Below are 19,806 nucleotides of genomic sequence, written 5' to 3' on the forward strand. Positions count from 1 at the left end.
ATCTGTCTTTCTCGTCGTCGGATTGGCGGAAACTTGTGTTTTCCGGCAAATCGGTCTTTGTTGCGCCTCTCATAATCGCGGACGCGCCGCGGAACAACCGGAAATGCAAGCACAGCAGCGGAGAGAGCATGAAGGCCGGGGATTTTATAAAAGATGTCATGCATTCCGTTGCCTTTCTCAGCCGCCTGCCGGTCCCATCGCGCTTCTTCGGTGAAGGTGACGGTCCATCGATGCGCCGGACAGCACGCGCTTTTCCCGCCGCAGGCCTCCTGATCGCCCTGCCCGCTGCTGTGCTCGTGGTGGCATTAGCGAAGTTCGACGCCTCACCGCAGCTCACCGGCTGGCTTGCCATCGCCGTCACCGCGCTCATAACCGGTGCGTTGCACGAAGACGGCTTGGCGGATATGGCCGATGGCTTCGGCAGCGGCAAGGACAAGCCGAAAACGCTTGAGATCATGAAGGACAGTCGCATCGGCAGCTATGGCACGATCGCCATGGTCCTGTCCTTTGCACTGCGCGCCACGGCACTCGCATCGCTTATAGAAACCCTGCCTGCCAAGACCGCCGCCGCCTGCCTGATTGCCGCGCTGGTGGTGAGTCGCGCCCTGATGGTATGGCACTGGCAGTCACTGCCCGCCGCCAAAACCTCCGGCATCGCCGCCGGCGCCGGCCAACCCGGGGAAAGCGAGCGCAACATCGCGCTCGCAACAGGGTTGCTGCTGCTCGTGCTTTTCACGCTGCATGCCCTGCCCTTTGTGTCTATCGTAGTCGTTCTGGCGGCTGCCTGCCTCGCGACGATGCTGTTCGGCAGGCTCTGTGTCAGCAAGATCGGCGGCCACACCGGCGACACAATCGGCGCCAGCCAGCAGATCACGGAGATCGTTACTCTCGTCGCTCTTGCCCTTGCGACGTGACAGACTGATATAGATCCCCATGGAAACACCCTGCATTCATATCTGCTCCCTCGACGCCACAAACACCCTCTGTATCGGTTGCGGACGCACGCTGGACGAGATCGGCGGCTGGGCAACCTATAGCGACGAAAAGCGCCGCATGATCATGCAGGCGCTTCCCGAAAGACTGGCAAAAACAGGCAAGGACACCTCCAGGGAGACGCACACCGCATGAACAGGCTGACTTTTGTTCTCCTCTTGCTGGCCGTGGGTCTCGGCCTGCTTCTCGTCAATCACGACAGCGGCCGCACCTTCGGCATCGACAACGAAAAATTCGGACAGATCGTCTATCTCCTGCCGATTGCGGGATTGCTATCCGTCGGCATTCTGGCGGGAAGCCGCGGCAGCTTCGCAAGCGTTGTCCGGCAACTCGCCATCTGGCTCGTGATCATCCTCGGCCTCGTATCCGTCTATCTCTATCGCTACGACCTGCAATCCTTCGCCGACCGGCTGCTGGGTGGCCTGATGCCCGGCCGCGCGGTGGTGGTGACGACCGCTGGCGGCGAACAGGAGATCATACTGCACAAATCGATGAGCGGCCACTTCGAGGCGAATGTCAGTATTGAAGGCAAAACGATCCACATGCTGGTCGATACCGGCGCGAGCTCCGTGGTGCTGGCCAATGCCGATGCCGCCGCCATCGGCATCGACACCACGAAACTGCGCTACACCGTGCCGGTGATGACCGCGAACGGCCGCACGGCGGCAGCGCCCGTCACCCTGTCCGAGATCGGCATCGGCCCGATCGCGCGGAGCAACATCCCCGCCCTCGTCGCGCAGGATGGCCAAGCTGGGCCAGAGCCTGCTCGGCATGAGCTTCCTATCGACGCTTGGTTCGATGCAGATGCAGACCGATGAGTTGAGATTGCGAGACAGGTAAAACCTGCCGGGCAGACAGTTCCTGCTCGCGATCAAAAATAACGTCTCGCTATCCGAATACGAAAACGCCCGGTGCAAACCGGGCGTATCACATTCACGGCAAACCTCTTTCCGGTCAGTTGCGCAGCCGGTAACCGGTCTTGAACATCCAGCCGACGACGCCGAGGCAGAGTGCGAGGAACAGCGTGATCATCGCCAGGCTGATGACGGGATTGACGTCGGCGATCTCGTAGAAGCTCCAGCGGAAACCGCTGATGAGGTAGAGCACCGGGTTGAAATGACTGACCGTCTGCCAGAAGGGCGGCAGCATGTCGATGGAGTAGAAGCTGCCGCCAAGGAATGTCAGAGGCGGCACCACCAGCATCGGGATGAGGTTCAGCTGCTCGAAATTCGTGGCCCAGATGCCGATGATGAAGCCGAACAGGCTGAAGCTCACCGCCGTCAGCACAAAGAACAGGATCATCATGAACGGATGGGCGATGGTGATATCCACGAAGAAGGAGGCCGTTATCAGGATGATCGTGCCGATCATCAGCCCCTTGGTCGCCGCCGCCCCGACATAACCGGCAACAATTTCCGTCATCGCCACTGGCGCAGACAATATCTCGTAGACCGTGCCGGTGAATTTCGGAAAATAGATGCCGAAAGAGCCGTTGCTGATGCATTGCGTCAAAAGCGTCAGCATGATCAGGCCGGGCGTTATGAACGCGCCATAGGAAACCCCGCCAACCTCCTGAATCCTTGAACCGATCGCCGTTCCGAAAACGATGAAATAGAGAGAGGTGGAAATGACCGGCGACACGACACTCTGCAACAGGGTGCGGCGGGTGCGCGCCATTTCGAACAGGTAGATGGACTTGACAGCTTCGAAATTCATTTCTGGTCTCCTACCAGCGAGACGAAAATATCCTCAAGAGAGCTTTGACGTGTCGAAATATCCTTGAAATGGATGTTGGCACCGGAAAGCGCAGTCAGTAGATCGGCAATTCGCCCCTGCTCGCCGTTGTCCTCGATCTCGTAGGTGATGGTGTTGCGGTCATCCGAGAGCGAAAGGCCGAAAGATGACAGACTGTCCGGCAACGCCTCCACGGGGTGCGAAAGTTCAAGGAAAAGCTGCTTGCGGCCGAGCTTCTTCATCAGCGCGGTCTTTTCTTCCACCAGCAACAATTGGCCGCCATTGATAACGCCCACCCGATCAGCGATCTCTTCCGCCTCCTCGATGTAATGCGTGGTCAAAATGATTGTGACGCCCTTGGAGCGCAGCTCGGAAACGACATTCCACATGTCGCGGCGCAAGGTAACATCCACACCCGCCGTCGGCTCGTCGAGGAAGAGGACCTTCGGTTCGTGCGCAAGCGCCTTGGCGATCAGCACGCGTCGCTTCATGCCGCCGGAAAGCTCCCGCAGCATATTGTCCTTCTTGTCCCAGAGCGACAGCGATTTCAGGACGCGCTCGATCAGTTCCGGGTTCTTCTTCTGCCCATGCAGACCGCGCGAGAAGCTGACGGTGTTCCACACGGTCTCGAACTGGTCTGTCGTCAATTCCTGTGGCACAAGGCCGATCAGGGCACGCGTCTGGCGAAAATCCTTCACCACATCATATCCGCCAACGAGAACCGAGCCTTCACCCGGATTGACAAGCCCGCAGATGATAGAGATCAGCGTCGTCTTGCCGGCTCCGTTAGGCCCGAGAAGAGCAAGGATTTCCCCCTCTCTGATATCGAGGCTGACACCTTTGAGCGCCTGAAAGCCATTTGAGTAGGATTTGGTCAGATTCCGTATCGAAACAATGGCATTCATCGCGAATCTTTCGAAAAAACGAGTAAGATGCACGCCATATAGGCCGTACAACCCGCAATTGCCAGCCCAACGGCCTGAACACTGCATTCGGCGGGGAGGGAAAATCAGCTGTAGACGCTGTAGAAAAAGCTGGGCCGCGACGAAGGCCAGAAACACCCCGAAGGCCCGCTCCAGCTGCTTCTTGCTGAGTGCATGGGCCAGCCGCGCGCCATAGGGCGCGACGACAAGCGTGATGGGGATCAGCAGCGCGACGGCGATCCAGTTGATGAAGCCGGTGGAAAAAGGCGGCAGACCTGCATCACCCCAGCCGGCCCAGATATAGCCGAGGAGACCCGGCAGCGAAATAAGCACTCCGACACCGGAGGATGTGGCAACCGCCTGATGGATGGTGCGTCCGTAAAGCGTCATGAAAGTATTGTTCATCACCCCGCCGCCCACACCCATCAGGCCAGACAGAAGGCCGATGCCGGTGCCGACCAGAAAGCGGACCGGATTTTTCGGCAGGTCTGAACCGAGATGCCAGCTCGCCCGGTTGAAGATCATCCGGAAGGCGAGCGCAAGCGCAATGAAAGCGAAGATCAGCCGCAGGGCGACGCTCGAGGCATGCGCAGCCACCACAGATGCGAGGATGGTGCCGAGCGGCACGGCGACGATCCAGCCCTTCAGGAGATCGATATCAACGGCACCTTTCTGTCGGTGCGTCAGGAAAGAACGAATGGAGGTCGGCACGATGATGGCAAGCGAAGTGCCAAGCGACAGATGCATGCGCACCGCCTCTGGCACATCCAGAAGCCCGAACACATGGTAGAACACCGGCACCAGCACAGCACCGCCGCCAATGCCGAACAGCCCCGCCAGAAGTCCAGCGACCACGCCCGCGGCCGCAAGCGCCGAAGCAAAGATCAGTATCTCTGAAACAGGGGGCATGAAAGCAGGCTCCAGCGGGCCGTTGTCACAAACATGTGACGCTCATAGCGTATCAGAAAAGGGCGGCAAGCCATGTTGGCCGCAGGTCAGTACGGCGCGATGTTTTTTGCCGGATATCCGCACCGGATGGACCGTTTTATGGGATTTCTTCCCATTGCATGCCCTTGCAAAGACGCCGATATCCCCCGATTTAGGCAGTCTTCTTCAACCGGCCTTAGGGCCGGTCTTTTTTTGGGCGGCTAGCACCAAACCCAACAGGCCCAAATTGTAATGTGGCCACATCCCCCACTCCGTCATTCCGGGTAGCGCCGGGACGGACGGGAAGTTACGGGTCGATATGACGCACCACAACTAATGCCTCACGCCTATCGTCATGCACCACCGTGTCGTCTCGTCGCCCCCTAGTCGCAATGCCTGTAACCGGACTTGCGGGTGCGCAGGTCGAAGTGGAAATGGTTCCAGTGGTTGGGATCGCTGCCCGGCCCGAGAACCGTGGAGAAATATTTGCAGCTATCGGACCTCACTGCCTTCAGCAGCGCCTTTTCCCGGAAGGCGAAGAAGTTCTTGCTGCGGACGTCGATCTCCTTGCCGTTGTTCAGCGTTATGGTGCCGATATCGATGGCGTTGCCGCGCGCATGTTCGGACCATGGATTGCTGGAGCGCGAATTCATCTTGCGGCAGGAATAACCGCCCATGGGCGTGATGCGCCCGACGCCTGAGAGGTAACGGAAGCGGGAGGACGGCACGAGTTCGAACTTTACCCATTTGGCGAAGGCAAGCGTGACCTGGCAATTGAGCTTCACTGCCGGGCGGATGGCAACGCCGCTGGCAAGCCCGCTGAGTTCGATCGGATAGTCGATACCGCAGGTCGGTCCATCTGCAATGCGCGCAACATCGCGGAAGGCGACGCCGAGACGGCGCAGCTCGGAGCGACAGGCCACTTCCGAGGATGGCATGACGCCGGGCGGCATGGCCGAGCGATTGCTTTGCAGTCCGTCGCGGGCCATCGGATCATTAGGCATCAGCATGGCGACCTCCTCCACCGGCTGGCGGCGGGAAGAAGACCCCGGCGGCGGTGGCGGTATCAACCGCGACTGACCCGCACTTTGTTGCCGGCGAGCGGGAGAAACGGCAACCGGATTGTCGGTGCCGATGCCGTCCACCACCGGCTGGGCGGAAGCGCCTTCGGCAATATCGGCGTCCTGCTCTTCCGCAAGTCCGCGAACCGGCTCCACGCCCAGCATGGAATCCATGTTCACCCCGCCCTCGCCTTCGGCGATCTGATTTGCGGCGCCCTGCTGGTTAGGCATGGTTGTGGAGGCCATACTTTGGCCGTTCGCGGCCATCCGCGCCTGATGCTGGCCATCCAGCGTGGAATAGCCCTGGCCGCCCTGTGGCGATTGCAGCAGGGGATCCTGCGAGGCATAAGGCTCCGGCATCGGTTGTGACACGGCTGCGGGATAATTGGTGGCCTGCCCGGTCCGCTCGGCCTGATAGACCGCACCCGGCGGCGCGCTGTAGCCTTGCTGTCGCGACGACCGGATGGCGCCGACACGTGTCGTGCCGTCAACCTCGGCCGGCGGCACAAGACCCTCCGCCGAACACGACACCATGACCGTGGAAATCATCAACAACGTCACAAGACGACGCGGAAGGGAAACATACGCCATACGAGAACCTGTACCTTCAGCGGCCGCTACCCGCGGCAATACAGGTAAATTTTAAAGAAACGGGGTAAACGGATCCTTATTGGTTGGGAGAAATAACGAACCGGGCTGTTCCGTGAAGCGGGAAATGCGGAAGCCTCGAGCGAAATCATACCAAAGGTGTCAGCAAAGCTCCGCCAACCAACGCCTCTCACGACGCAGACACACCACGGGTCCGGCACGACGGAGGATAGGTTGTCGCACTTCCTCGAAACAGAAAGGCGCAGCCAAAGCCGCGCCCTGTAAACTATCTCAAGCGGAGAAAAATCAAGCCGCCCGCGAAACCTCACGCCCTGCCCCGTGCCCGAGTTCGAAACGGGACAGCAGCGCGCGGAGCTGCCGGCTTTCTTCGGCCAGCGTCTGGCTGGCCGCCGTCGTCTCTTCCACCATGGCGGCGTTCTGCTGGGTCATCTGGTCCATGTGGTTGACGGAGGTGTTGATCTCCTGCAGGCCGGTGGCCTGTTCGCGTGCCGCCGTGGCGATGGAATTGACGTGGCCGTCGACCCGGTTGACCAGCGTCACGATCTCATCCAGCGCGTCACCTGTGGAGCGAACGAGTGCGACACCGCCGCCGACCTCTTCCGCGGAACGATTGATAAGGGTCTTGATCTCCTTGGCGGCATTGGCAGAGCGTTGCGCGAGTTCGCGAACCTCCTGCGCCACCACGGCAAAACCGCGTCCCGCTTCGCCTGCCCTTGCGGCCTCGACACCGGCATTCAGCGCCAGAAGGTTGGTCTGGAACGCGATTTCGTCGATGACGGAAATGATCTGCCCGATGCGCCGCGAAGATTCCTCAATACGGCCCATCGCATCGACGGCATTGCGCACGATCTCGCCCGAGCGGCCTGCGCTCGTTTTTGTATCCTGCACCATTTGTCGGGCCTCGTTCGCCCGTTCGGAAGCGATGCGTACCGTCGCGGTGATTTCGTCAAGAGCCGCCGCCGTCTCCTCCAGCGCCGCTGCCTGCTGCTCTGTCCGGCGCGAAAGATTGCCGGTCGCACCGCTGATGTCAGATGCGCTATCGTTGACGACATGGCCGGTTCTGGCGATCGCCTCGATCGCCCCATGCAGCGCGCCGACGGCGCGGTTGAAATCCATGCGCAGCTTTTCATATTCGCCGCCGATATCGGCAAGCTCGACGGTCAGATCGCCATTGGCAAGTGCTTCCAGCGAACTGCCGAGCTCGTTCATGGCATGAGCCTGAAGCTCGGATGCGGAGCGCAACGCCATCTCGTTGCCATGCCGCGCCTCCTCCAGCGCCCGCTGCTGCCCCGCCTCGCGGGCCTGCAAGGCGCTGCGCTCATTGACGCTGTCACGCAGCACCAGCAACGTCTTGGCAATGGCGCCGATTTCGTTGCGACGGTCGGCGAATTCAATTTCCGCCTCGCCGTCACCATCAGCGATCCGCTTCATACTCTGCCGGATGCGATCGATAGGCCGTGTCACGCTGCGCACGACGGCTGCAGCCACGCCGATCACCAGAAGGCCGGACAGAACACACACTGCGATGTTGAAATAGGCATTGCTCCAGAAAACCGCCTCAAGATCGTCGACATAGACGCCAGTGCCGACAATCCATCCCCAGGGCGCGAAACCGGCGACATGGGAAAATTTCTCGACTGGGTCCGGCGCGCCGGGCTTGGGCCAATAATAATCGACAAAGCCCTGGCCGCCCGCCTTCACCGTATTGACGAATTCGACGAACAGCGCCTTGCCGTTCGGATCCTTGTTGGCAGTGAGATCGCTGCCGTTCATCTCGGGCTTGATCGGATGCATCACCATCTTGGGATGCATGTCGTTGATCCAAAAATAGCCGCTACCGTTGCCATAGCGCATCGCCGCAATCGTGGTCTTGGCTTGTTGCTGCGCAGCCTCACGCGTCAGTGTGCCACCCTGCTCCAGCCGGTAATATTGCTCAAGAATGGCGACAGCCGTTTCGTTCATGGATGCGAGCCCCGCTTTACGCTCGCGTTCCATCTCATGAAAAGTCTCGAACAGGCTGAATGTAAGTGCCGCAGTCAATATTGCCAGAAACAATGCAACGAGCGCATAAAGGCGCATAGATATCGTGACGTTTTTCATATTCCCCCCAACGCCGCTGACGGCACTTCGACCAGCGTATGTTAGAGTTAAAAAATTTATTATAACTGAATACGCTTATTATACGTTAGTATTATTCCAGACCTCCTCCTCCCAACCCGCCAATACTCTCCACGGCCCTTAAAAGCCGGCGCAGCGACCCGAAATTCTACAGGGTGCTGCCGTTTTAAAGAGCTCGTTAACCCTGACGTCCTATCCTCTTTTGCCAAAATACAGGTACAGGGAGACGCGCAATGTCACGGCCGAATTTCCGCTTTACACACTATGACCTGAAGGAATTGCGGGCTGGGACGACCATTGAGGTGTCCCTGTCGGCCGTCAACAATGTACGGCTGATGACAGGCGCAAACTTCCAGCGTTTCACCGAATTGCTCGATTTCAAATATCTCGGCGGCGTCGCGAAAAAATCGCCGATCCGCATCAGCATTCCCGAGACCTTGCACTGGCATCTGGTGATCGATGCCGAAGGGCATAGCGGTCTGGCGGAATCCTCGGTCAAGATGCTGCCTGCGCCGTCGCAGGTCATGCAACACCGAAAGGCATCCTGATTTCCCTTTGGAAACAGTTGGATGGCGCGGTTTTACGACTCACTTTGGCAAGCGCCTGATTCTTTTTGTGAAGAAAGCTTTTTAACGCGAACCGCGCTCGCGGCGCAGCTTCGCCCACCAGTCGAGACGCTTGCGGATGTCCCGCTCGAAACCCCTGTCGGGCGGATCGTAAAACGTCTTGCGCCCCATTTTTTCCGGAAAATAGTCCTGTCCCGAAAAGGCATCCGGCTCGTCATGGTCGTAACGGTAACCGTCACCGTAACCCTCGCCCTTCATCAGCTTTGTGGGCGCGTTCAGAATATGTTTTGGCGGTACCAGCGAGCCGTTTTCCTTGGCCGCCCGCATCGCCGATTTGAAGGCTGTATAAACGGCATTCGATTTCGGCGCGGTGGCGAGATAGACGCAGGCCTGCGCCAGCGCCAGTTCGCCTTCCGGTGACCCCAGATAATCATAGGCGTCCTTGGCGGCATTGCAGACGGCAAGCGCCTGCGGATCGGCAAGGCCGATATCCTCCACCGCCATGCGCACCAGCCGCCTCCCGATAAAGAGCGGGTCTTCGCCGGCATCGAACATGCGGCAGAGATAATAAAGCGCCGCATCCGGGTCCGAACCGCGCACCGATTTATGCAGCGCGGAAATCAGATTGTAGTGGCCGTCCTGTCCCTTGTCGTAAACCGGCGCGCGCCGCTGCACGATGCGCGTCAGCCCTTCGGTATCGAAAGTCTCGTCCTTGCGCGCCGCACGCCAGACCTCTTCGGCAAGCGTCAGCACGGCGCGGCCATCGCCATCGGCCATCCGGATCAGGCTGACACGCGCCTCCTCGGTCAGCGGCAGAGGCTTGCCCTCCGCCTCTTCGGCGCGCTTCAAAAGCTCGCCCAGGCTCTCTTCGTCATGCGAACCGAACGTGAGGACACGCGCCCGCGACAAAAGAGCGGCATTCAGTTCAAAGGACGGGTTTTCGGTGGTTGCACCCACAAGAATGATGGTGCCGTCTTCCATGACCGGCAGGAAGCTGTCCTGCTGGGCACGGTTGAAACGATGGATCTCGTCAACAAAAAGCAGCGTCTGCCGGCCGTTCATCCGGCGTGTGCGTGCTGCCTCGAAAACCTTCTTGAGATCGGCAACACCGGAAAAAATCGCCGAAATCTGCTCGAAAGCCAGCCCGGCCTCGCCCGAAAGCAGACGGGCGACCGTCGTCTTGCCGGTACCGGGCGGTCCCCAGAAGATCATCGATCCGAGTGAGCCGCTATCGATCATACGGCGTAGCACGCCCTCTTCACCCGTCAGATACGGCTGCCCGGTCACCTCCGCCAGCGTCTTCGGACGCAGGCGGTCGGCAAGAGGCCGCCGGTTGGCGACCTCGACAGGCACCTGTGGGGCAAAGAGGTCATCGCTCATCGCAGGAACTGCCGGATGCGTTGACCGTCACGCAGGATTTCCACCCGCCAGAAGCCGGGATTGTCATCCAGCGCCTTTTCGACCGCAGCCGTGGAGCCGATATCCGAGCCGTTTAGCGACAGGATGACATCCTTCGGCTGGAAACCGACCCGATAGGCCGGCGAACCGCGCTTCACATCGGTGACGACGACGCCGGTCACCTGCGAAGGCATGCGCAGTTCATCTGCAAGCTTCGGCGAGAGATTGGCGACAGTCGCGCCCGCCAAGGGATTGCGTCCCTCCAGCAGCCGTTCGTCACGCGGCGCGGTTTCCGGCGCCGTGTCGAGCGCAATGGTCACCTTCTTCTCTTTACCCTTCTCCACCAGCGTCAATTCGGCGGACTTGCCGATGCCAGCCGTCGTGAGGCGATAACCGAGTGCATCGGGATGCTCCACCTCCAAACCGTTGACCGCCGTTACGACCTGCCCCGGCTCGATGCCAGCTTTCTCCGCCGGGCCGCCCTTGACGACGCTGACAACGAGCGCACCGCGCGCGCGGTGCAGGCCAAGCGCCTCGGCGACATCGGAGGTGACGGGATCGAAGGTCGCGCCGATATAGGGCCGCTGGAAGTTCGCGTCGCCACGCTCGGCGGCGGCAACGAAAACGCGGACCAGATTGGCGGGAATGGCAAAACCGATGCCGTTCGACCCGCCGCCCTTGGAGAAGATGGCAGTATTGATGCCGATCAACTCACCCGCCATGTTCATCAGCGCGCCGCCGGAATTGCCGGGGTTGATGGAGGCGTCGGTCTGGATGAAGAAGCCGAAATCGCCCTGCGTCACCTGGTTGCGCGCCAGCCCCGAGACGATGCCGCTTGTTACCGTCTGGCCGACACCGAAGGGGTTGCCGATGGCAAGCACGAGATCGCCGACTTCAATGGCATCCGAATTGCCAAGCGAAAGCACCGGAAACTGTTCCTTCGCGTCGATCTGCAGAATGGCAAGATCGACCCGGTCGTCCTTCAGCAGCACCTTGGAGGAGAATTCACGCCCATCCGCCAGCGCCACCTTGATGTCGTCGGCGCCATCGATGACGTGATTATTGGTCACCACGAGGCCGCCGGCGGTTACGATCACACCCGATCCGAGCGAGGACTGTTTCTCCGTGCGGTTCGGCATCTGCTGGCCGAAGAACTGTTCGAAGAACGGGTCGCCGGCAAAGGGCGACGAGCGCCGCTGCACGATGCGTTCGGCATAGACATTCACCACAGCGCCTGCGGTACGCTTGACCAGCGGCGCGAAGGAAAGCTGCATTTCCGTGTGGCTTGCGGGCACGGTCTTGTTGTCCTGCGCCTGCGCTCCGACCGGAACGAGAAGCAGCGCCGCAAGAAAGCCGGTGGACAGATACTTCAGCACGCTCTGCATGTGATTCCTCATCCTCATCAGTATGATGGAGTTATAACGTGAAAGCCTATAAAGCAAAGCGCGGCAAGATGATGGCCGATCTTTTTCATGCGATGACCGGCTTGTGCTGGTGGAACCAACAGCACCCCATTTCGGTTTCCCCCACACGAGCCTGTCCTCAAAATGAGACGACCCATGCACATGAAACAGACAATCCTTGCCTCCGGCATCCTCTTCGCCTGCGCTTCACTGGGTTCGCCCGCCAACGCCGCCAGCTTCGATTGCACGAAGCCTGATCTGGCCGCGGATGAAAAGGCGATCTGCGACAACCGCGCCCTCAACGACCAGGACGTGAAGATGGTCACCACCTTCGACATCCTGACACAACTGATGGCGATGGGCGCACGCGACACCTTGCGCGAAGAACAGAGCCAATGGTTGAAAAAGCGCCAGGAATGCAACGCGGATGTCGCCTGCATCACAAGTGCCTATGAGGAGCGCATGAAGCGGCTCGGGGAAGCTTTCCAGAGCATAAACAGACCGCTCTGATTTTCACGCAACGCGAATGATATTCTCCATCAGCCCATGCAATTGGTCGCGATAACCGGTTCTCGCCGAAGGCGCATCCTCACGGGACGTCATAACCACCGAGAGCCGTTTGGCGGGGACGATATAGAGCATCTGCCCGCCATAGCCCCAGGCATAATAAACCGTCTCGCCCGCCATCTCCTTGATGAACCAGCAATAGCCGTAACCATCGCCGTTGAAGACGGAATTGGTGCGTTGTTGCCAGGATTGATCGATCCAGCTCTGCGAAATCAAACGCTCGCCGCCTGGCGTTACCCCGCCCAGCCGGTAAAGCTCGCCGAAAGCCAGCAGCGACCGCGCCGTCATCGCCATCTGGTTGCCGCCGAGATAGATGCCCTGCGGATCGCGCTCCCAGCCGCCGATTGAGAAGCCCTCCAGCGGCCGGAACCAGTCGCGCGCCAGCGACAGCGTCGAACGGCCGGATGCCTTGGTCAAAATCGCCGAAAGCAGATGCGTGGAACCGGTGGAGTAAAGCATGCCACCGCCCGGCTCTCCGGCAAAACCCGACCCCAGCGCCATTCGCACCCAGTTGCGGCTGGCGACCCAGCGGCCGTAGTTCGGGCCGGACATTCGTTCCAGACCGGACTGCATGGAAAGCAGGTTGCCGATGGTCACCCTTTCCAGACGCGCATCGGGGTTCGGCGGAAAATCGCTGCGCAGGATCGTGGCAATCGGCTGATCCGCCCCGGCCAATATCTTGCGGTCGATCGCCATGCCTACCAGCGCGGAAATCACAGATTTCGAGGCCGACTTGATGTTGGTGGAACCCATAAGGCTGGCGCCGTGATAGGCACGGCTGGCCACCTCCTCGCCGTCAATACTGACGATGACGGCTTTCAGGCTCGAAAGCCCATCCGCCTCGTTGAGCAATGGACTGAAGCGGGCGCCGTTGCCGGGTGTTTGCCCGTGGGCAAGGCGGGCGAAAGGCAAAGATGCGATAAGGCCGAGTGCGGTTCGTCTTTTCATGGTGCTGAAGTTAGGCATCGCGGCGCGTTGGAAAAGGGCAAGTGACGGAACATCACTCCAATGTGACTGCTGGCATGGAGGGTGGACGGCCGGATGGTTTAGAATTTGCGGTGCAGAAACAGCGTGTTGCGCGAGCTTGGAGAATCAAGCTCTGAGGCAATTGAATCTGTTTCTTAACGACGCGCGTAATCTGGGTCAGAACAAGAAAAAGCCGCTCAGAAGAGCGGCTCAGGCTGCCTGCAATGTAGGACCCTGCCCGCCAGATTACTCCGGCAAAATCCGAACAGCACCCTTGTCGGCACTGGACGCAAAAGCCGCATAGGCCTTCAGCGCTGTCGTGACGTTGCGCTTGCGGAACTCCGCAGGCTTCCAGCCGAGCTGATCCTGCTCGGCGCGGCGGGCTGCCAGTTCCGCATCCGTAACTTTGAGGTTGATCGTGCGGTTGGGAATATCGATCTCGATCAAGTCGCCCTGACGCACGAGGCCGATAGCGCCGCCCTGCGCCGCTTCCGGCGAGGCATGGCCGATGGACAGGCCGGATGTGCCGCCCGAAAAACGTCCGTCGGTGATAAGCGCGCAGGCTTTGCCGAGGCCCTTGGACTTGAGGTAGCTGGTCGGATAGAGCATTTCCTGCATTCCGGGGCCGCCCTTCGGTCCTTCGTAACGAATGACGACGACATCACCTGCCTTGACCTCGTTGGAAAGAATACCCTTCACCGCCGCGTCCTGGCTTTCGTAAACAACCGCCGGACCGCTGAATTTCAGGATGGATTCGTCGACACCCGCCGTCTTCACGATGCAGCCATCAAGAGCGATGTTGCCATAAAGCACGGCCAGACCGCCATCCTTGGAGAAAGGCTTTTCAACCGAGCGGATAACGCCGTTCTCACCGTCCGTATCCAGATCGTCCCAGCGCGACGACTGGCTGAAGGCCACCTGCGTCGGAACGCCGCCGGGGGCAGCCTTGAAGAACTGCCGCACGGTTTCGCTGTTGGTGCGGGTGATGTCCCAACGGTCGATGGCGTCGCCCAGCGTCGCCTCGTGCACCGTGTAGGTATCGCGATTGAGGAGACCGCCGCGATCCAGCTCGCCGAGAATGCGCATGATGCCGCCGGCGCGGTGAACGTCTTCCATGTGCACGTCCTGCTTGGCAGGCGCGACCTTGGAAAGGCAGGGAACCTTGCGGGAAAGACGGTCGATGTCTTCCATGCCGAAATCGACACCGCCCTCATGCGCTGCCGCCAGAATATGCAGCACCGTGTTGGTGGAACCGCCCATGGCGATATCCAGCGACATGGCGTTTTCAAACGCAGCCTTGTTGGCAATGGCGCGCGGCAGCACGGTCTCGTCGTCCTGCTCGTAATAACGGCGCGCCAGATCGACGATCAGGTGACCGGCCTCGACGAACAGGCGTTTACGGTCCGAATGGGTGGCAAGCGTCGAACCGTTGCCGGGCAATGACAGGCCGAGCGCCTCGGTCAGACAGTTCATGGAATTGGCAGTGAACATACCGGAACAGGAACCGCAGGTCGGGCAAGCGGAACGCTCGATGATCTTGACGTCCTCATCGGAAATCTTGTCATCGGCAGCTGCGACCATGGCGTCAACCAGATCGAGCGCGACCGTCTTGCCATGCAGAACGACCTTGCCCGCTTCCATCGGACCACCGGAAACGAATACGGCGGGAATGTTGAGGCGCATCGCCGCATTCAGCATGCCGGGGGTGATCTTGTCGCAGTTGGAGATGCAAACCATCGCGTCGGCGCAATGGGCATTGACCATGTATTCGACCGAGTCAGCGATGATTTCGCGCGACGGCAGCGAATAAAGCATGCCGTCATGGCCCATGGCGATGCCGTCATCGACAGCGATGGTGTTGAATTCCTTGGCGACGCCGCCGGCCGCTTCGATTTCACGCGCAACGAGCTGGCCGAGATCCTTCAGATGCACATGGCCCGGCACAAACTGCGTGAAGGAATTGACCACCGCGATGATGGGCTTGCCGAAATCGCTGTCCTTCATGCCGGTGGCGCGCCATAGGCCGCGCGCGCCCGCCATGTTGCGGCCGTGGGTTGTCGTTCTGGAGCGATAGACTGGCATGGTGTTTTCCTCGATCTCTTGGGCAAAAGAGCGCATTCCCGCACCGCGGTCAAAATGCCCTCGCCCTATTTTGCGGTTTTTTTAGCGCAAACCGTAAGCCCTGTCACTGTCACCTTCGGGCAAAACAGTACGGTTCGGTACGGTACGCCCGGTTTGAATGTTGCAATTCGCGCCGCCTGTCATCACAAATGCGCGATTTTTGCCGCCCGGCCGCTGTTTTTGCGCAGAGTGCTGAAACATATCTGTGCAGCGGCCGTATAGCCTATCATAATCGATTTATCGCCGATGCAACCGGCTTTTGTGGAGGTTGAAATGCCCGCCTATCGTCCGCCCCTCATCCCGGCACGAGAAATCACGCCGAAGAATATCTACCTCTCGAGACGTGGCTTCCTGGGCACGGCGGCGGGGCTTGCGGCAATCGGGCTTTCCGGCCGCGAGGCTGTCGCCACTCCGCTTGCTGCCAAAGCAGGCGCCTACAAGCTGGACGAGAAGCTCACCCCGCTCGATGCCGTCACCAGCTACAATAATTTCTATGAGTTCGGAGTGGGCAAATCCGACCCGAAGGAAAATTCCGGCAAGTTCAAGCCCACCCCATGGACGGTGAAGGTGGATGGCCTTGTCTCCAAACCGCAGGAATTCGGCATCGAAGAGCTGATGAAATATCAGCTAGAGGAGCGCACCTATCGCATGCGCTGCGTCGAGGGCTGGTCGATGGTCATTCCGTGGATCGGTTTCCCTCTCGCCGCGCTTCTCGACAAGGTGGAGCCACTCGGCAGCGCGAAATACGTGTCCTTCGAAACCGTGGTGCGGCCGGAGGAAATGCCGGGCCAGAGCGGCCTGTTCCAGCCTCTGTCCTGGCCCTATGTCGAGGGTCTGCGCCTAGATGAGGCCCGCCATCCTCTCACCATTCTTGCCGTTGGACTATACGGCGAAACCCTGCCGAACCAGAATGGCGCGCCCATTCGCCTCGTCGTTCCCTGGAAATACGGCTTCAAGGGCATCAAATCCATCGTACGTATTTCGCTTGTCGAGAAACAGCCGGACACGACGTGGAAAAACTCCAACGCCCGCGAATACGGTTTCTATTCCAACGTCAATCCGCATGTGGACCATCCGCGCTGGAGCCAGGCAACGGAACAGCGCATCGGCGAAGGCGGCTTTTTTGGCACCCAGAACCGCCCTACCCTGATGTTCAACGGCTATGACGAGGTGGCAAGCCTCTATACCGGCCTCGACCTAAAGGCGAATTACTGATCATGGCCCTCGCCTTTTCGCTTCCCTCACTGCCGAAGCGTTACCAGCCGGCAGCCATCTGGTCGCTTTATGTCATCGGCCTCTGTCCCGGCCTCTGGTATTTTTACCTCGCCGCAACCGGCGGCCTCGGCTTCAACCCAGTCAAGGATTTCGAGCACCTGCTCGGCATCTGGGCACTGCGCTTTCTATGCCTCGGCTTGCTGGTGACGCCGCTGCGCGATCTCTTCAACATAAACCTCATCGCCTATCGCCGGGCGTTGGGACTGATCGCCTTCTATTACGTGCTGGCACATTTCAGCGTCTATCTGGTTCTGGACCGCGGCCTGGTCTTCAGCTCCATCGCCGCTGATATTCTCAAGCGGCCCTATATCATGTTCGGCATGGCGGGGCTCGTCATGCTGCTGCCGCTCGCGCTCACCTCCAACCGCTGGTCGATCCGCAAGCTCGGCAGCCGCTGGAACACGCTGCACAAGCTCGTCTATCTCGTGCTCATCGTCGGCGTACTGCATTTCGTGTTGGCGCGAAAATCGATCACGCTCGAGCCGGTGTTTTATATCAGTACGATGGTGGTGTTGCTCGGGTATCGGCTGGTGCGGCCCTCGATCATGGCGGCGAAGAGGGCAAGGCGCGCAAGCCCCGTCCGGACGTAAAGGACGCCACCGCGATCCCGCCGATATAGCAAACGATATTCCACACCGAGAAAACGCGGCCGAGCAGCAAAGCTCCGGCCGCCGTTGCGCGAAACGCGTCCAGCGCCGGGAAATGAACGAGCCGAATCAATTCCACGACGACGACGGCGATGACGGCGATGTGAACCTCGTAACCGTACCAGCGGGACGGAAGGATGGCCGCCAGCAGCAGATAGACCATCGCCCCCCAGAGCACGGATCCGCCATATTTTACCGCCACGAACGGCAATCCCACCTCGTAGCCGAACGCCCGCAAGCAAAGACCGCCAATGATCACAATCATGGCCGCCGCCAAAAGCCGGATGCGGGCAAAATAAGGCGGGGAAAGGCGTGACGGACCCATGCGAGTTCCTTCCGGTTTTCGTATGAAAATTTAACGGATACAAATCGAGGCGCGAACATGAGCATAGCAACAGGCCCAGCCGCAACCCGCCTCTCGGTTTTGGACAATCTTCTGTGCGATACCTATCCTTGGGGCGAACTCAAGGGCATCAGGCGCTTTGTCATCGAATTTCTCTATTTCGGTATCAAGGAAGCCCGTGCCTGCCTGTTTGCGGGATTGTTCTTCATTTCCATCTTCGTAGTGCCGCATGGTGGGGTATTTGGCATTCCGCGTTATGACGTGCTGCTGATCGTCGCGCTCGGCATCCAGTTCTTCATGATCTGGAGCAGGCTGGAAACGCTTGACGAGGCCAAGGCCATCCTGCTGTTCCATATCGTCGGCTTCGCGCTTGAGGTGTTCAAGACGTCAAGCGCTATCCAGTCCTGGTCCTACCCCGACTTCGCCTATAGCAAGGTCCTCGGCGTGCCGCTCTTTTCCGGCTTCATGTACGCCGCCGTCGGCAGCTACATCATCCAGGCGTGGCGCCTGCTGGATGTGCGCATTCGCAATTATCCCACCTATTGGATGGCAACGCTGATCGGCATCGCCATCTACGCCAACTTCTTCACCCACCACTTTATCGGTGACTACCGCTGGTACATCGCCGCCTGCGCCATCGGCCTCTATTCCCGCGCAACAGTGGTCTACCGTCCCTATGATCGGGATCGAAAGATGCCGCTGCTTCTCTCCTTCGTCCTGATAGGGTTTTTCGTCTGGCTGGCGGAAAACATCTCCACATTCTTCGGTATCTGGAAATATCCCGATCAGATCGGCGCCTGGTCCGTGGTGCATATCGGCAAGTGGAGTTCGTGGTCGCTGCTGGTCATCATGACGTTTACGATTGTCGCGCAACTCAAGCACATCAAGGCCCGTATACACGTTCCGGAGTGAAGCGAGCGTTTCCAAGCATCGTTAAAAAATAAGATTGCAGGACATCGAGCCGATAGAGAGTAATAACTTAGATATCATTAAGTAAATCCTGCCAAAAATCTATCGAGCGATATACAAGACAAGCGAAAATTACGAAATTGGCGTATTTATTTTTCACGACGCCAGCCGCCCTAATGGCTTCTATGTTGATACAGCTTACCCTCGGAACGCCGATATTGTGAAAAAGACCATTACACCCGCACCCGTATTCCTGAAATTTACAGGCTATATGATCCAAGACTTCGAAATGTTCGAAAGCTTGGATGGCGTCTTACTTTTAGGTTTGTATCACTTAACCAAAAAGGAGCGAAACGAGCTCAATACATTCCTTGCATCCCTGTTGCGCTCTGATGTTTCGTAAGCCCACGGTGAAGGCCGTCTTGCGATGACGGCCTGCTGACTGCCAGTCCTAGTGGTAACACTAGGAGTAGTCATATGGCGAAGCATCCAATTGAGGTGATCACGTCTGTGGAGCGCCGTCGGCGTTGGTCACGCGAAGATAAAGAGCGGCTCGTCGCTGCGTGCTTTGAGCCAGACGCGGTCATCTCGGAGATTGCCCGCGCGGCCGGCATCCATGTCAGCCAGTTGTTCCGTTGGCGCAAAGAGCTTTGTCGGATCGAGGAGCCAAGATCTGACACTGCGGCTTTGGTGCCGGTAATCGTGTCCGAGGCCGCTTCGACAGTCTCCCCCGCTCAGCCGGAACCACCCACCAAATTCCATCCTCGTCGGAAGCGCAGTGATGTAACAATCGAACTAGGTCGGGGCCGACGCGTCCGCGTGGAAAGCGACATCGACACGGACGCGCTTGGCCGGATTCTCGATTGCGTATTGGGTCTGCGATGATCCCGGTTCCTGTTGGCGTGAAGGTCTGGCTGGCCACGGGCTATACGGACATGCGCAAGGGCTTCCCCGGTCTGTCGTTGATGGTGCAGGAGGCGCTGAAGCGTGACCCGATGTGTGGGCACCTGTTCGTATTCCGCGGCCGGGGTGGTGGCCTGATCAAGGTGATCTGGCATGACGGCCAGGGAGCTTGCCTGTTCACGAAGAAGCTGGAGCGTGGCCGGTTCATCTGGCCATCAGCGGCCGATGGCTCGGTGGTGATCACGCCTGCGCAGCTCGGTTATCTGCTGGAGGGCATCGACTGGCGGATGCCACAAAAGACCTGGCGGCCGACGTCGGCCGGATAAGCAAAAACACTGGAATG

Annotated in this window: 18 protein-coding genes and 2 pseudogenes; 10 read left to right on the forward strand and 10 right to left on the reverse strand. The window is 59.3% G+C overall.

The genetic code is table 11. From position 1 onward, the window contains the following. Positions 1-128 precede the first annotated feature (128 nt). The 3 genes and pseudogenes from RBH71_RS21570 to RBH71_RS21580 all read left to right on the forward strand — a co-directional run bounded on the left by RBH71_RS21570 (position 129) and on the right by RBH71_RS21580 (position 1,833). Positions 129-914, forward strand: a complete 786-nt coding sequence (locus tag RBH71_RS21570) for an adenosylcobinamide-GDP ribazoletransferase (RefSeq protein ID WP_080580988.1) — start codon at positions 129-131, stop codon at positions 912-914. A gap of 19 nt (positions 915-933) precedes the next feature. Beyond that, positions 934-1,128: a DUF1289 domain-containing protein gene (locus RBH71_RS21575; RefSeq protein WP_003516090.1), complete on the forward strand. Its 195-nt coding sequence runs from the start codon at positions 934-936 to the stop codon at positions 1,126-1,128. Continuing rightward, positions 1,125-1,833: pseudogene (locus RBH71_RS21580) on the forward strand (TIGR02281 family clan AA aspartic protease). Before RBH71_RS21575 ends, RBH71_RS21580 begins: the two are co-directional and overlap by 4 nt. Before the next feature lie 114 nt (positions 1,834-1,947). Here RBH71_RS21580 and RBH71_RS21585 read toward each other — a convergent pair. The 5 genes and pseudogenes from RBH71_RS21585 to RBH71_RS21605 all read right to left on the reverse strand — a co-directional run bounded on the left by RBH71_RS21585 (position 1,948) and on the right by RBH71_RS21605 (position 8,347). Further along, positions 1,948-2,709 (reverse strand): ABC transporter permease, encoded by a 762-nt coding sequence (locus RBH71_RS21585; RefSeq protein WP_003516094.1) that lies wholly within the window; start codon positions 2,707-2,709, stop codon positions 1,948-1,950. Further along, a complete protein-coding gene (locus RBH71_RS21590; protein ID WP_003516095.1) occupies positions 2,706-3,632 on the reverse strand; it encodes an ABC transporter ATP-binding protein in 927 nt (308 codons plus the stop codon). Before RBH71_RS21590 ends, RBH71_RS21585 begins: the two co-directional genes overlap by 4 nt. Before the next feature lie 104 nt (positions 3,633-3,736). Further along, positions 3,737-4,559 (reverse strand): annotated as a pseudogene (locus RBH71_RS21595) (sulfite exporter TauE/SafE family protein). Between the two features lie 401 nt (positions 4,560-4,960). Further along, positions 4,961-6,229 (reverse strand): extensin family protein, encoded by a 1,269-nt coding sequence (locus tag RBH71_RS21600; protein WP_003516099.1) that lies wholly within the window; start codon positions 6,227-6,229, stop codon positions 4,961-4,963. A 303-nt stretch (positions 6,230-6,532) separates the two neighbouring features. Next, entirely contained in the window at positions 6,533-8,347 is a 1,815-nt protein-coding gene (locus tag RBH71_RS21605) for a methyl-accepting chemotaxis protein (protein ID WP_323687487.1), read from the reverse strand. 251 nt (positions 8,348-8,598) lie between these two features. Here RBH71_RS21605 and RBH71_RS21610 point away from each other — a divergent pair, with 251 nt between their 5' ends. Beyond that, positions 8,599-8,913 carry a DUF1883 domain-containing protein gene (locus RBH71_RS21610; protein WP_003516101.1) on the forward strand — a complete coding sequence of 105 codons (315 nt, stop codon included), beginning with the start codon at positions 8,599-8,601 and terminating at the stop codon, positions 8,911-8,913. Positions 8,914-8,994: 81 nt separating this feature from the next. On the opposite strand, the gene RBH71_RS21615 is transcribed toward RBH71_RS21610, so the two are convergent. Both RBH71_RS21615 and RBH71_RS21620 read right to left on the reverse strand, forming a co-directional pair. Continuing rightward, positions 8,995-10,311: a replication-associated recombination protein A gene (locus RBH71_RS21615; RefSeq protein ID WP_003516102.1), complete on the reverse strand. Its 1,317-nt coding sequence runs from the start codon at positions 10,309-10,311 to the stop codon at positions 8,995-8,997. Beyond that, positions 10,308-11,714, reverse strand: coding sequence for a DegQ family serine endoprotease (locus tag RBH71_RS21620; protein WP_003516104.1), 1,407 nt, complete (start codon positions 11,712-11,714; stop codon positions 10,308-10,310). Before RBH71_RS21620 ends, RBH71_RS21615 begins: the two co-directional genes overlap by 4 nt. 174 nt (positions 11,715-11,888) lie before the next feature. Here RBH71_RS21620 and RBH71_RS21625 point away from each other — a divergent pair, with 174 nt between their 5' ends. Next, a complete protein-coding gene (locus RBH71_RS21625) occupies positions 11,889-12,242 on the forward strand; it encodes a lysozyme inhibitor LprI family protein (RefSeq protein ID WP_003516106.1) in 354 nt (117 codons plus the stop codon). A gap of 3 nt (positions 12,243-12,245) precedes the next feature. On the opposite strand, the gene RBH71_RS21630 is transcribed toward RBH71_RS21625, so the two are convergent. Beyond that, on the reverse strand, positions 12,246-13,247 hold the full coding sequence (locus RBH71_RS21630) for a serine hydrolase domain-containing protein (protein WP_003516108.1): 1,002 nt from the start codon (positions 13,245-13,247) through the stop codon (positions 12,246-12,248). A 264-nt stretch (positions 13,248-13,511) separates the two neighbouring features. Further along, the gene (gene ilvD / locus RBH71_RS21635; RefSeq protein WP_003516109.1) at positions 13,512-15,347 is read right to left on the reverse strand and encodes a dihydroxy-acid dehydratase; all 1,836 of its coding nucleotides are present in this window, start codon (positions 15,345-15,347) and stop codon (positions 13,512-13,514) included. Positions 15,348-15,659: 312 nt separating this feature from the next. Here ilvD and msrP point away from each other — a divergent pair, with 312 nt between their 5' ends. Beyond that, positions 15,660-16,601: a protein-methionine-sulfoxide reductase catalytic subunit MsrP gene (gene msrP, locus RBH71_RS21640; protein ID WP_003516111.1), complete on the forward strand. Its 942-nt coding sequence runs from the start codon at positions 15,660-15,662 to the stop codon at positions 16,599-16,601. A 2-nt stretch (positions 16,602-16,603) separates the two neighbouring features. After that, complete coding sequence (gene msrQ / locus RBH71_RS21645) at positions 16,604-17,251, forward strand: protein-methionine-sulfoxide reductase heme-binding subunit MsrQ (RefSeq protein WP_003516113.1); 648 nt, start codon at positions 16,604-16,606, stop codon at positions 17,249-17,251. Here msrQ and RBH71_RS21650 read toward each other — a convergent pair. Continuing rightward, a complete protein-coding gene (locus RBH71_RS21650) occupies positions 17,205-17,633 on the reverse strand; it encodes a DUF2809 domain-containing protein (protein ID WP_003516114.1) in 429 nt (142 codons plus the stop codon). The two genes, msrQ and RBH71_RS21650, sit on opposite strands and share 47 nt — an antisense overlap. Positions 17,634-17,690: 57 nt before the next feature. Here RBH71_RS21650 and RBH71_RS21655 point away from each other — a divergent pair, with 57 nt between their 5' ends. From RBH71_RS21655 to tnpB, 3 genes are all read left to right on the forward strand, one after another. Beyond that, the gene (locus RBH71_RS21655) at positions 17,691-18,563 is read left to right on the forward strand and encodes a DUF817 domain-containing protein (protein WP_003516116.1); all 873 of its coding nucleotides are present in this window, start codon (positions 17,691-17,693) and stop codon (positions 18,561-18,563) included. Between the two features lie 474 nt (positions 18,564-19,037). Further along, positions 19,038-19,445: an IS66-like element accessory protein TnpA gene (gene tnpA, locus RBH71_RS21660; RefSeq protein WP_040132299.1), complete on the forward strand. Its 408-nt coding sequence runs from the start codon at positions 19,038-19,040 to the stop codon at positions 19,443-19,445. After that, positions 19,442-19,789 carry an IS66 family insertion sequence element accessory protein TnpB gene (tnpB, locus tag RBH71_RS21665; RefSeq protein ID WP_323687553.1) on the forward strand — a complete coding sequence of 116 codons (348 nt, stop codon included), beginning with the start codon at positions 19,442-19,444 and terminating at the stop codon, positions 19,787-19,789. Before tnpA ends, tnpB begins: the two co-directional genes overlap by 4 nt. Positions 19,790-19,806 lie beyond the last annotated feature (17 nt).

This window comes from Rhizobium sp. AN68 (assembly GCF_030758035.1).
Lineage (GTDB): Bacteria > Pseudomonadota > Alphaproteobacteria > Rhizobiales > Rhizobiaceae > Agrobacterium > Agrobacterium tumefaciens.